The 11809-nt window shown below is 33.7% G+C and carries 15 protein-coding genes; 7 read left to right on the forward strand and 8 right to left on the reverse strand.

Going from position 1 to position 11809, the window contains the following annotated elements:
• Nucleotides 1-159: 159 nt before the first annotated feature.
• A complete protein-coding gene (locus ACYFX0_RS01105; RefSeq protein ID WP_106082297.1) occupies nucleotides 160-759 on the forward strand; it encodes a hypothetical protein in 600 nt (199 codons plus the stop codon).
• A 162-nt stretch (nucleotides 760-921) separates the two neighbouring features.
• On the opposite strand, the gene ACYFX0_RS01110 is transcribed toward ACYFX0_RS01105, so the two are convergent.
• Entirely contained in the window at nucleotides 922-1302 is a 381-nt protein-coding gene (locus tag ACYFX0_RS01110) for a winged helix-turn-helix transcriptional regulator (protein WP_000340656.1), read from the reverse strand.
• Between the two features lie 128 nt (nucleotides 1303-1430).
• Between ACYFX0_RS01110 and ACYFX0_RS01115 the strand changes: the two genes are divergently transcribed.
• Both ACYFX0_RS01115 and ACYFX0_RS01120 read left to right on the forward strand, forming a co-directional pair.
• Nucleotides 1431-2114: an NAD(P)H-dependent oxidoreductase gene (locus ACYFX0_RS01115; RefSeq protein WP_000185604.1), complete on the forward strand. Its 684-nt coding sequence runs from the start codon at nucleotides 1431-1433 to the stop codon at nucleotides 2112-2114.
• A 155-nt stretch (nucleotides 2115-2269) separates the two neighbouring features.
• Nucleotides 2270-2551 (forward strand): DUF1292 domain-containing protein, encoded by a 282-nt coding sequence (locus tag ACYFX0_RS01120; protein ID WP_002005464.1) that lies wholly within the window; start codon nucleotides 2270-2272, stop codon nucleotides 2549-2551.
• Nucleotides 2552-2601: 50 nt separating this feature from the next.
• Here the strand turns inward: ACYFX0_RS01120 and ACYFX0_RS01125 are convergent, their stop codons facing one another.
• The gene (locus tag ACYFX0_RS01125) at nucleotides 2602-3660 is read right to left on the reverse strand and encodes a pyruvate kinase (RefSeq protein ID WP_000151077.1); all 1059 of its coding nucleotides are present in this window, start codon (nucleotides 3658-3660) and stop codon (nucleotides 2602-2604) included.
• A gap of 282 nt (nucleotides 3661-3942) precedes the next feature.
• On the opposite strand from ACYFX0_RS01125, the gene ACYFX0_RS01130 reads away from it, so the two are divergent.
• The gene (locus ACYFX0_RS01130; protein WP_001056350.1) at nucleotides 3943-4419 is read left to right on the forward strand and encodes a hypothetical protein; all 477 of its coding nucleotides are present in this window, start codon (nucleotides 3943-3945) and stop codon (nucleotides 4417-4419) included.
• A gap of 71 nt (nucleotides 4420-4490) precedes the next feature.
• A complete protein-coding gene (locus tag ACYFX0_RS01135; protein ID WP_000810164.1) occupies nucleotides 4491-5429 on the forward strand; it encodes a hypothetical protein in 939 nt (312 codons plus the stop codon).
• A gap of 62 nt (nucleotides 5430-5491) precedes the next feature.
• On the opposite strand, the gene ACYFX0_RS01140 is transcribed toward ACYFX0_RS01135, so the two are convergent.
• The 5 genes from ACYFX0_RS01140 to ACYFX0_RS01160 all read right to left on the reverse strand — a co-directional run bounded on the left by ACYFX0_RS01140 (nucleotide 5492) and on the right by ACYFX0_RS01160 (nucleotide 10027).
• Entirely contained in the window at nucleotides 5492-6214 is a 723-nt protein-coding gene (locus tag ACYFX0_RS01140) for a hypothetical protein (RefSeq protein WP_000782525.1), read from the reverse strand.
• 337 nt (nucleotides 6215-6551) lie between these two features.
• Nucleotides 6552-7310, reverse strand: coding sequence for an SDR family oxidoreductase (locus ACYFX0_RS01145; RefSeq protein WP_002082465.1), 759 nt, complete (start codon nucleotides 7308-7310; stop codon nucleotides 6552-6554).
• Nucleotides 7311-7367: 57 nt separating this feature from the next.
• Nucleotides 7368-9026 carry a putative ABC transporter permease subunit gene (locus tag ACYFX0_RS01150; protein WP_000036853.1) on the reverse strand — a complete coding sequence of 553 codons (1659 nt, stop codon included), beginning with the start codon at nucleotides 9024-9026 and terminating at the stop codon, nucleotides 7368-7370.
• Nucleotides 9019-9744, reverse strand: a complete 726-nt coding sequence (locus tag ACYFX0_RS01155; protein WP_000570204.1) for an ABC transporter ATP-binding protein — start codon at nucleotides 9742-9744, stop codon at nucleotides 9019-9021. Before ACYFX0_RS01155 ends, ACYFX0_RS01150 begins: the two co-directional genes overlap by 8 nt.
• A gap of 88 nt (nucleotides 9745-9832) precedes the next feature.
• Nucleotides 9833-10027, reverse strand: a complete 195-nt coding sequence (locus tag ACYFX0_RS01160; protein ID WP_000958863.1) for a hypothetical protein — start codon at nucleotides 10025-10027, stop codon at nucleotides 9833-9835.
• A 179-nt stretch (nucleotides 10028-10206) separates the two neighbouring features.
• Between ACYFX0_RS01160 and ACYFX0_RS01165 the strand changes: the two genes are divergently transcribed.
• A complete protein-coding gene (locus ACYFX0_RS01165) occupies nucleotides 10207-10566 on the forward strand; it encodes a DUF3796 domain-containing protein (protein ID WP_098829130.1) in 360 nt (119 codons plus the stop codon).
• Nucleotides 10554-10757, forward strand: a complete 204-nt coding sequence (locus ACYFX0_RS01170) for a helix-turn-helix transcriptional regulator (RefSeq protein WP_000896294.1) — start codon at nucleotides 10554-10556, stop codon at nucleotides 10755-10757. The genes ACYFX0_RS01165 and ACYFX0_RS01170 overlap by 13 nt, the downstream gene beginning before the upstream one ends.
• 47 nt (nucleotides 10758-10804) lie before the next feature.
• Here ACYFX0_RS01170 and ACYFX0_RS01175 read toward each other — a convergent pair whose 3' ends face one another.
• Complete coding sequence (locus ACYFX0_RS01175) at nucleotides 10805-11770, reverse strand: tubby C-terminal domain-like protein (RefSeq protein WP_000955110.1); 966 nt, start codon at nucleotides 11768-11770, stop codon at nucleotides 10805-10807.
• Nucleotides 11771-11809: the final 39 nt, after the last annotated feature.

Below are 11809 nucleotides of genomic sequence, written 5' to 3' on the forward strand. Positions count from 1 at the left end.
TTAAGTAAACCTTTTTTTCATTTTTAATTACTTTCCTTACTCAAGACTAATAAAAGAATATTCTGTTTATTTTTTATAAATTTCTAAATATTTATAATACATTCAAATTAACATACATTTTAGTTATGTAAAAAATCTAAGTTTTAAGGAGATGAATCCATGCTGAAAAAGTTGGTAGCAGGTGCATTATTAACTGTTTTGTCGTTAACTGGAGGACTGGGATCAGTATCAGCTAGTACCGAAAAGGATTATTCGATTAGCTCTTTTGAATATGTAACTGTAGATGAAAAGACTGTAGATTCGTTTAACAAATTGGGTGCTCCATCTAAGGAAGACGTAAAAATAACTGTAGTTCTACCGAAACAAAATCAAAATGGAGACTGGTTATCTTATGGATTTTCGAACAAAGAAAGTTTAGATTCTTTTATTGAAAAAGACAAACAAAGGTTGAATAATACAATCAATCCCCTTGGTGTTGGAGGGAGCGGACCTAATAGTACAGATTTCTATGAACATGCAAATAAAGGTGGCGAGTATTTTTCTCTTAGTAGCGGTTTTAAAAATTTGCCTCCTAATTGGCAAAATAGAATTTCTTCTGTAAGTACAGCATCCCCTACTGCTAGCTATTCGACAACGCTATGGGATCGTACTTCAACTGAAGGATATGGTAAAGGTATCGTCTTCAAACACTCTGATTGGTATGGTAAAACTGTAAACTTGAATGACTTTGCAATTTCAGCAGTTGAAGTTAAAAAGTAAAAAACATAGAAATAAAGTGAAACTTTAATCAGTGGGGGTTTTGTTCATCCCCCACCTAACTTCTTTGCTTCCACTGAATTTTGAGGTGGGGATCTTACTGCCCGTTAATGCGGGATAAAAGGTGTCTTTACGTATGGAAAACACCTTTTATTTCTACAACTCTTAACTATTATTTTTCGTATTCCTACTTTCCAAAACTTTCTCCATATTATGAGTCGCCCATTCCATCATTAATAGAATCATTGGACGTAGTGATTCACCAAGCTCAGTTAACGAATATTCTACTTTAGGTGGAACTTCACGGTATACTTCACGATGGATGATGCCGTCTGCTTCAAGTTCTCTCAGCTGCAGTGTTAACATTCTTTGTGTGATATTAGGTTTTAATCTTTTTAATTCATTAAACCGCTTTGTACCATCTAATAAATGATACAAAATAACCCCTTTCCATTTTCCACCAATAACCTCAACCATAGCTTCAACTGGACAAGAATATTTATTTAAAAATGGGTAATTTATATTATTTTCATTCGAACAATCCATCATAACTCCTTTCCCTTACCAATAGTATCTTTTTTGATACTATAACACAAAAATGTGCGTACTTGTGTCTATGTTACTTTAAAAATATAATTTACTTACAAAATAAATTAACGAAAAGAGGAACTTTTATGACAAATACAAAAGAAATTACAAAAGAGAAAATTATGGAGGCTTTTCATTTCAGACATGCATGTAAAGAGTTCGATCCTATACACAAAATTTCAGAAGAGGATTTTAAATTCATTTTAGAAACAGGCAGATTATCTCCTTCTTCTTTTGGATATGAGCCTTGGAAATTTATTGTCGTACAAAATAAAGAATTAAGAGAAAAACTACAACCGTATTCATGGGGCGCTGGTGGGCAACTTGCAACAGCAAGCCACTTCGTCATTGTTCTTTCAAGAAACATTAAAGATATGCACTATGATGCAGAGTATATTAAATATATGATGAACGATATTATTGGATTGCCTGAAGACACTCAAAAAATTAGATATGAATTCTTCAAAAAGTTCCAGGAAACAGATTTTAACTTATTACAATCCGATCGTGCTGTATTTGATTGGGCATCTAAACAAACTTATATTGCTTTAGGTAATATGATGACGAGCGCAGCTCAAATCGGTATTGATTCTTGTCCAATAGAAGGATTTGATAAAGAGGAAGTAGATTCTTTACTTCGTCAAGAAGGCATTATACAAGGCGATAACTTTGAAGCATCAGTTATGGTTGCCTTTGGTTACCGTAAAGAAGAGCCAAAGCGTGATAAAACAAGACAGACTATGGATACAATTGTTGAATGGATTAAGTAATATAGCACACACAAATAATGCTCCTAATAGCTGGATACTTATACTAAAGAACTATCAGTCGTTTTTCTTATGTATGAATTTGATTTTTCATGGAAAGATATATTAGTATGTATACAGTTTGAGCGCTCTATTTTTTAGAGTCGAACAGGAGGAGAATGAATATGTCTGATATTGAAGTTGGCGAAGTGTTTACTCTTAGTGATGAGAATAACGAAGAGCAAGAAGTAGAAGTACTTGGAGCGATGGATGTCGAAGGCGCAGAATATATTGCAGTTGCCTTTGTTGAAGATATCCAAACAGAAACTGAGGAAGACATTGATATTTTCTTTTTAAAAGTAGAAGAAGATAATGAGTTTTCATACATTGAAAATGATGAAGAGTTTGATAAAGTATCTGCTGCGTTTGAAAAGATTTTGGATGAGCAAGAGCAAGAATAGTATGAATGAAAAACATGAGGGCGGATGCATATCCGCCCTCTTTTTATTTATTACTCATCCAGAGACTCACGCAGTAATTGCAGTACATCTTTCATCGCAAAAGGTCCATCTTTTTTAACATGCTCCGCAAATTCTGAAACGAGACGTAATGTTCTCACACTTTCGATTGGATGTTCTCCTGATGCACTTTCAGCTGAAAGCATAACTGCATTCGTCCCGTCCAGTACAGCTTGAAACACATCAGTCACCTCTGCTCTTGTTGGAATAGAATGATCTACCATAGATTGAAGCATTTGTGTTGCTGTAATGACATATGTATTCGTTCGATTACATTCCTGAATCATCATTTTCTGTAAAAGCGGAATGCATTGATACGGTAACTCTACTCCTAAATCGCCCCTTGCAATCATAATTCCATCTGCTTCTTTACATATATCTTGAAAATTCTCGATTGCTTCCATCGTTTCTATTTTTGCAATTACATTAGGTGACGTTTCTTTATACTGTTGTATAAAATCCCGTATTTCTTTTATATGACTAGGTTTTCTTACGAAAGAACACGCGATAAAATCAACATTCTCTTCTAAAAGAAACTGAATATCTTTTTTATCTTTCTCTGTAATAGCTGGTAAACGAACAGCCGCATCTGGTAAATTAACTCCTTTATGAGATGAGATATTGCCACCTGTTTTTACCTTCGTTTCTATTTTGTCCGTACTTATCTTTTCAACAATTAATTCAACTTCTCCATCATTAATCAAAATTCTACTGTCTACTTTCACATCATTCGCAATTCCTTCATAATCAACGCTTGCTTCTGTATTACTCCCTGTAACTGGTTGTGTATGTAAAATAAAAGAATCTCCTGCCTGAAGTGTAATTTGCTCTCCCTTCACTTCACCTAATCTTATTTTAGGACCTTGTACATCACCCAAAAATTTAATAGAGTCATCTAATGATTTCACTAAACGAATGATGTCTTTATGACTTTCATGCGTGCCATGCGATAAATTTAGTCGAACAATTTTCATACCATTCTTTATTAACTGTGCTAACGTTTCTTTATTATTACTTGCGGGTCCAATTGTACAAATTCGATCAATTGTCATTTTTGTCACCATCCTTTTTTAAATAAGTTTCCCATATGAATTTAAAAATAACAGACATAATGACATGAATAGATTAAAATTCACACAAATTTCATAAGGTTAAACCTATATTCCTTGCTGGCTAAGCATTAGAAGATATATTCGCTTTTTTGCAAATGAAGATATGTTGAATTGAAAGTAAAAGAAAAGTTAAATATGGGATAAACCATTGAGAATTTCGAATTTTTCATATATTGTACGAATTGAGTTCGAACTCAAAAATTTAAAAAGGTGGGAAAATTAGTGAATATGAAAAAATCTTTATCGGTGACAACTTTAGGGTTAGCGGTTTTAGGTTTTGGTTTTACTAATAACGCAAGTGCTTCAGAGGTCGACACTGTAGACAAGCAGCCCGTTTTAGTTGACTTTGATACAATTCAATCAACAAAAACATCTATTGTTCCTAGTTTGACTGTTGCAGCTGCACCTAAGAATGACTCTAACATTAGCGTATATACTCCCTTTTTTGGTAACCCATATGCAGTTGCGAAATCGAAATCAACTACGACCGAAGACTATGTTTATGCAAAAGCAAGAACTTTCAATGGCGATGGCTCATTAGTAAATACGAAAAGTAATAGTGCAAAAAAATCATCCTTTGTAAATGCTACAGCGACCAACACAAGCGTTTATTATGGAGATGATTACGCTATCGGTAATCATACCTATAAATTAAGTGGTTATAATGATGTAAATCACGAAACAAAAGCCTTCTGGTAAGAAAGAGAAAAAAGATATGCATCTTGCATATCTTTTTTCTCTAATACTTTACATATATTGAGGTGCTATTTATGAAACAAATATATATTATTAGCGGTGTTTTACTTATTTCATTACTTACAATTTATATTTTGTTCAATACTTCAATCATACAACCTCATCCTCTTTCCATAGAAAATAAACGAGAGCAACAAACCAATACTATTTCTTACGGATTGAAGGATAATCAAGGCCAACATATCAACAATGGCAGTACAATTACTAGTGAGGATAATAAAATTAATGTAACATTATCATTCGTACATACTATTAATGAAAACCGAAAATATGGATTAATTGTTCTAGAAGATTACGAACAAAAACCTTTTAGAATAGAAGATACTACTAATGAAATATCACACTATTTTTTTGATATGAAACCAAACAGTTCAATTACTACGAAAATCTCTTTACACACCTCTCCTAATGGAAATGAATTAACCTTTTTAATAATTAAAAAACCTGAATACAAATTAAAAGATAATAACTTAAATAAAGCAGCAATTTTAGAAGATATTCTAAGTATGCGATATTCAATGCATCCTTTTCAGAAAGAAAACGAAAAAATAAAACTCTCCCTTATAGATCCAGATGCTATTTTAAAAGATGGTCTTTACGAACCATTATTTGTTACGAACCGTGAAGAGAACTTACAAACTGTCTTCTTTGAAAAGGAAGGCAAGCAATTAACCCTATCAAACGGTAATGAAACGAATGATGAAATGACTTACGCAATCGTAGCTTTTAAAGATTGGAAACAAGTTGAAATATTTAACAATAGAAAAGTCGTTTATACTAAGGTTGCACCTGAAACAAGACAAATCTTTAATTTCACATTGCCTTCAGTGGATCAGGAAAGTAATTTTCAACTCGTCGCTTTTCCATTTCCTTTTAAAGTTAGCGAAGAAGATTATATCAGTCAACAAGCATTCAGTTCCTTTCGCATCGTAATTGAAAATGATAATAAATAAGTTATACTGTGCACATTACAACAACCTAAAAAAGGCCTACTCACACGAGTAGGCTTTTGAAACTATGAAAGTTTCGTCAATAACTGATTTAAATCTTTTTTCGTTTTCGTCGTTAATGATTTCATTTTATTAATATCGATTTTTTCTTTCTCCGCTCCTACAATTAACGGATACATACTTTGACCGATTGTTTTAGAATCCGTCGGATGTGATGCTTCTAGCTCTTTTTCAATCACGTCCCACTTTTCATTAATTTGTTTGCCAAGCTTATTCACTGTTTCCAATTTTGGATTAGCAGCTAACTGCTTGTCCAAGCTATCAATTAATGCCACAACTTCTTTAACGTTCGTTTTCACAGCAACACTTTTCTTCGGATCTTTCGTTGTCTTTTCGTTATTGTTTGTGTTTGAGCTTGTACTTGTGCTTTGATCTGCTGTTTTCCCGCTAGTCGTTTGGTCATTCGTTTTTCCTGTCGTTTCTTTTTCTTTTGTTTTCACATTCTCATTTTGAGTTGACGTTTTGCCGTTACTTTCTGTTCCTGATGATTCTTTCGTATTTTTTGCATCTTTATCTGTTTTTTCATTTGAAGAAGTATTTGTTTCTTTTTCAGTATCTTTCGTTGTTTTGGACGCTTCATCTGCACTTGTCGTTTTTGCTTCTCCTTCATTTTGCGCTGTTACTTGCTCTTTCTTTTCTGCCTCTTTATCTGCTGATGGACTACAAGCTGCCATAGTAAGCATTGTACCAATTGTTATCGATGCGATAGCGACCTTTTTCATTTTCATATAAATCCCCCTATGTTTACTTTATTTATCCTCCCCTTTACGATTCGATTTCCCCTTAAAAAATCCCTTTTCATACGAATTACCATCTTTCCGACAGTAATCTTCATAATAATACGGACAAAAACTGATAAACTCATTTTAATATTCGAGTTTCTTCTACTTCATTTTTCTGCTCGTAAGTAAAAGAAAAAGAGTATATTGTCACATTAAGAATTACTATCTTTATATGACGATATACTCTTCTATCAAATTTTTATCTTTCTTGACATTTTATTTATACAAAAAAATAAAATTTCCTTTCGTTTTTTGTTTCTCAACATTTGTTAACATAATATTTTTATGAATAACCACCATTCGAGTGAATAACTTGCCCAGTAACCCATTTCGCTTCTTCACTTACTAAAAAAGAAATTAAGCGCGCAGCATCCATTGTTTCTCCAACTCTACCTTGCGGGAATTTCCATACTAAATAATGTTTTAATTCCTCTGTAATCCACCCTGTATTTGTTGGTCCTGGATCAACGGCATTAACAGTAATCCCCTTCTCCATCGCTACTGGTGCTACTGACTTTGTAAATGCTTCAATTGCCCCTTTCGTTGCTGCATATGCTAGTTCATCTGGCATTGGACCTACTGACTGTCCTGAAGTAAGATTAATAATACTCCCGCCCGTTTTAAGTGAATAATGTTTTATAAACAATGAACTTAATAGCATAGTAGCCCGAATATTAACTGTATAATGTTTATCCAACTGCTCTACATCTAATTCCTCAATTCTCGTATGAGTAGAATATACTGCATTATTAACTAGAATAGATGGATCACCTAACCGTTCTGATACCATATAAAACAAACGATTTGGCGAATAAGACTGCGATAAATTGATTTCTGCCATTTCACATCGAACATCGTAACTTTCAATTTCCTTTTTCAGCAAAAAGGGTTCTTGATCACTCATTCCCCATGGCATCGCTTTATCATACTTTGGCCAGTACGTGAAAAAAATGTCTATCCCCTTTTGAGCAAGCACCTTGCATACAGCTGCACCAATTCCATTCAGACGAGTTGCCCCTGTTACAATTGCTATTTTCTTCACCTTTTTCTCCTCCATCTATACACAGATCCCCTGCATGAATACAGAGGATCTATCTTCTTATTGAATATTTGACAGTATACGTTCAGCACCTAATTTTAACATTTTAATAAAGATATAATTTACAATCGTAAACATTACAAATAAAACGATAAACATAACCCACAGTCCGACATGAAGGAAGAAGTATAATACACTTACTCCCCCCACAATAATTAAAGCTATTAAAATATTAGCTAAAAAATTCCACAAAGTGGTATATCGGCTCTTAAATAATTTCTGCTCTGTATCCCAATGAATATCTGCAGTTTGCGCGTCCCAGCGTGTTCCGATTAAATTAATTAATAACAACCCGTTCGCACTTAGTAAAAACCACAGTATCATAAAGACTGGAGAAATCCCAGCTACAACTGCCATCGTAATACCGAATACTGCTAAAATGATCACATTAATTAACCAAGCAGTGATTGCTTTCGCAAAAAAGATATCCGAAGCCTTTACTGGTAAATAACGATTCACAAACCAAGAGCTTCCATCTCGCGAAAATGACGTTGTTGCAATGACGTTACTACCCATTAAAAATAACGATGCACAAAGACCAACACCAATTGCAAATCCTGTTGTCTTTGGATTGTTAATATACTCTGTAATAAACTTTAAATTTCCATCTTGCACAAATAAAATAAAGAACAACATAATTGGCATAACGAAAGTTTGTACAATGCAATTTAAGAAAAATTGTGGTGTACGGAATAACGTTTTAAATTCTTTTTTCACATACGCTTTTAAATGCGAACTTTGTACTGTTGATTTCTGTAAACCTTCCGCCGAAATAACTTGTTTCTTTGCTGTACTCGTTGAAAGTCCAATAACCCCTTTTAAATATGTACGCTCTGCTATGTAATAAAACAACACAAAGAAGACAAATGAAATAACTGCAAAGATTATTACATATAAAGGTCCCTTCCAATTTGCATTTTCTACTAATGCCACTGCTCCAAAATATGTAGTTGGAAAATAATTTGTCATTTGTACTAAAAGAGAAGATTGATTATTTACAAGGTATTCCGCAGCCCCATCTCCAGAAAACGCACTTTTATTTCTCCACTGCATAAATACGTTAATTCCTACAATAAATAATATACTTACGATTCCAATAAATATATTTCCTCGATCTTTATTTTTCGCTATATTTGTATACCTCATAATAATTGTCATCAGTAACGAAGCTAATACTAACGGCACGATTGGGAAGAGTAAGTAAATAAAAATCATATATATGTAATATGTAATAAATGCGCCACTTTTTAAACCGTACGTAATGAAGATTGGTAATAAAATGAATGAACTCATTACGTATTGTGTAATTAATACCGTTAAAAATTTTGCCGAAATAATTTGCGCTGGTTTTAATGGTAACGGCAGTAACATTTCAATATCATTGCTGTAGTAAAATACAGTTAAAATGTTCGTTATACTCATTAAAAATACCCATATACTCGCAATCGCAAGTCCCATTGCAATAATCATTCCCGGCCCTTGCCCTAATTGTTTCAGACCTTCATACATTCCGTGCGTCATCGAACCAAATATTAAAAATCCAACAAATAAAATAGCTGCAAATGAAAATAAATACGCCCATCGCTTCTTCTTATCTGCTATAAAATCTGCGTAATTTAACTTTAATAGTACCTTCGTTAACGTCCAAATTTTACTCATTGCCCGTCATCTCCAAGAACATTTTTTCAAGTGATTCATTGGATTTAAAATGATCTCTCATTTCATCTAAATTTCCTTTAAACTGCAAATTCCCCTTATTAATAATAGCAACCCGGTCACATATTTTTTCCGCTACTTCTAATACGTGTGTAGAGAAAAATACAATCTTTCCTTTATCCGCATGTTCTCTCATCATTTCTTTTAAAATATATGCAGATTTCGGATCAAGCCCTGTTAACGGTTCATCTAAAATCCATACATCTGGTTCATGCACGAGCACACCAATAATAACGATTTTTTGTCTCATACCGTGCGAATAACTTTGAATTTGATCAGATAATGCATTATAAAGATCAAACTTCTTCGCTAAAGACTCTATTCGTTCTTGTCTTACTTCTTTCGGCACTTCATACATATCAGCCATAAAGTTTAAATATTCAATTCCTTTTAAACGTAAAAACATATCTGGGCTATCCGGCACATAACCAAACGTCTTCTTCGCTTCCATCGGCTCTTCCATAATATTTTTTCCGTTAATCGTAATAGTCCCTTTGTCCACCCCGTGAATGCCAGTAATCATCTTAATTGTCGTGGATTTACCCGCACCATTCGGTCCTAAAAATCCAAAGATTTCGCCGCTAGGTACAGATAAACTTAAATCTTTTACTGCATAAGTAGACCCATTATAACTTTTTGACACATTCGTAATTTCAATCATTCCATCCAATCCTTTCCTTAATTACCAAATAACTATATTGATATTATAGCATACTTCTATTTTAAGATTTTTACATTTTTCAGTTTATTTAACCTTTAAAATAAATATACACCCCTAATCCAACAACTAAAACGACAGCTAGTATAATATAAATCATTGTTAATCGTTTAATATTCCCCTTTGTCGCTTTGCTATAATTTGCATCACCATTCCGCCCAATTAACACCGTCGCAATGACAGTAATCACTACAAGTAATACAACGATCATGATCCAAGTTAGCATTTCTTCCTCCCCCTCCTTACAACCATTTTACAATATTATCCTCTTTATTTCGCAGCATATTTCCTCTTTTTACTATTATTATGAAGCAAACTGGAAAACTATTATTACCATTCCTATCCAATTGTGATATATTTGTAACATAACGTGACTTATTTCTAACAACGTAAGGAGGACCTATCATGAAAACAACTTGGATAAAATATTTAGGATTTCTCGGTTTCTTCGGTTTCCTCGGATTTTTTTATGAAAAAGGATTGTTTACTATGTTCTGTTTCTTCTCCTTTTTCACATCGTATAGAACAGTTCAACACGATGAACTGTTTGAACAAATTGTCAATAAATCGTGTCGCAATGCATTTATCATTACATTACTAACTACCGCTATCATTATGTTTATTGAAATGTTATTTCCAAACCCGATCTTACAAGAAATTGATATCACTCTTATTTTCGGCACACTCATTCTTACGTTCGGTTTTTCTATGTTCTTTTATGATAAACCTGTTGATGAAATGGAAGATGCACCATGGCGTTCGTAACGAAGATAAAAGAATACCGCGCAAAATTGAACATGACACAAGAAGATTTAGCGAAGCAAGTTGGTGTACGCCGTGAAACAATTAGCCACCTTGAAAAAGGTAAGTATAATCCTTCATTGCAACTCGCTCACGATATAGCGAAGGCACTTCATAGTACGATTGATGAGATTTTTATTTTTGAGGATAAATAAAAAATACCGTCATTCTTTCCAAGAAGAATGACGGTATTTCTCATCGATTATCCATATAAAACCGCATGAAATACGCCTAATAGTAAGTATTGATCCTCCATGTAATCTCCATCATATGCATTCATCTCGATGTAATACATATCTTCCTCAAGACGAATATTCCAATCTGCGATTAAATAGCCTTTTCGTAATAATTTTCCCATTCCAAATGAAGTTTTATGAACAACATATTCTTCTGCCTTATATGTAAAGGTAAATATAAAATTTGCATCCAATAACTTTCCGTCACATACAAGTATTTCATGCTCTGCATCATTATTATCGATGTACGTTACTAAAATCTTTCTTTGGCGCTGCCTACTTACATCCTTTGCAATGACGCGAATATTGTTCTTAATATCCTTTATTTCATAAATGATATTACTACCAATTTTCGGAATAAAATCCAGCACTCTCATCAGCGTATTTTTATAATAGCCCCTTACTACGCCTACTTGCTCGCTTCCATTATAAACCTCTATCGGCGTCGTATCTGCTTTGCTATCACACGGTCGTTTGTAAGAAAGCTGCATCATTCGCTCTCCTCTTAAGTACTGATCAAACGTCACAGGATATTCTATCGCACGCAGTTCCTTATTTAGCTCATATAAATAGCATTGAACGCTCTCTACTAATGTTTCAGTAGAGATACGCTCTTGAAGTTCAAATTCTTGCCAGCTGGAAGAAACATTCCATTGGTTATGATCCTCTTCATAGAATAAGCCAAGAATGACCTCTTCACGGTCAGCCGTTTCATATTTCATAGGCACGTTTTGCCCGTGTTGAACTTGTTCCATCCACTGACCTAAATAAATGCCCAGCTCTGCAACCTTCATACATGATTTTTGAAAAAATACTCTGTCACCCATACAAATTGTTAAATCCCCTTCGATAAAACCATTTGTATAAGCAACATACCGTGGCTCATCCTTCTGCGGGAGATTCTTGTCTAACTCAAATAAAAACGTTAACATCCTTCATTCACCTCTAGTTGTTACACTAATCATACATGA

Source organism: Bacillus sp. NEAU-Y102, from assembly GCF_054788175.1.

Excerpts from the sequence above, each read along its gene's own strand:
- ACYFX0_RS01105 (WP_106082297.1), top strand. The coding sequence starts at position 160 with ATGCTGAAAAAGTTGGTAGCAGGTGCATTATTAACTGTTTTGTCGTTA.
- ACYFX0_RS01110 (WP_000340656.1), bottom strand. The coding sequence starts at position 1,302 with ATGGATTGTTCGAATGAAAATAATATAAATTACCCATTTTTAAATAAA.
- ACYFX0_RS01115 (WP_000185604.1), top strand. The coding sequence starts at position 1,431 with ATGACAAATACAAAAGAAATTACAAAAGAGAAAATTATGGAGGCTTTT.
- ACYFX0_RS01120 (WP_002005464.1), top strand. The coding sequence starts at position 2,270 with ATGAATATGTCTGATATTGAAGTTGGCGAAGTGTTTACTCTTAGTGAT.
- ACYFX0_RS01125 (WP_000151077.1), bottom strand. The coding sequence starts at position 3,660 with ATGACAATTGATCGAATTTGTACAATTGGACCCGCAAGTAATAATAAA.
- ACYFX0_RS01135 (WP_000810164.1), top strand. The coding sequence starts at position 4,491 with ATGAAACAAATATATATTATTAGCGGTGTTTTACTTATTTCATTACTT.
- ACYFX0_RS01140 (WP_000782525.1), bottom strand. The coding sequence starts at position 6,214 with ATGAAAATGAAAAAGGTCGCTATCGCATCGATAACAATTGGTACAATG.
- ACYFX0_RS01150 (WP_000036853.1), bottom strand. The coding sequence starts at position 9,026 with ATGAGTAAAATTTGGACGTTAACGAAGGTACTATTAAAGTTAAATTAC.
- ACYFX0_RS01155 (WP_000570204.1), bottom strand. The coding sequence starts at position 9,744 with ATGATTGAAATTACGAATGTGTCAAAAAGTTATAATGGGTCTACTTAT.
- ACYFX0_RS01160 (WP_000958863.1), bottom strand. The coding sequence starts at position 10,027 with ATGCTAACTTGGATCATGATCGTTGTATTACTTGTAGTGATTACTGTC.
- ACYFX0_RS01165 (WP_098829130.1), top strand. The coding sequence starts at position 10,207 with ATGAAAACAACTTGGATAAAATATTTAGGATTTCTCGGTTTCTTCGGT.
- ACYFX0_RS01170 (WP_000896294.1), top strand. The coding sequence starts at position 10,554 with ATGGCGTTCGTAACGAAGATAAAAGAATACCGCGCAAAATTGAACATG.
- ACYFX0_RS01175 (WP_000955110.1), bottom strand. The coding sequence starts at position 11,770 with ATGTTAACGTTTTTATTTGAGTTAGACAAGAATCTCCCGCAGAAGGAT.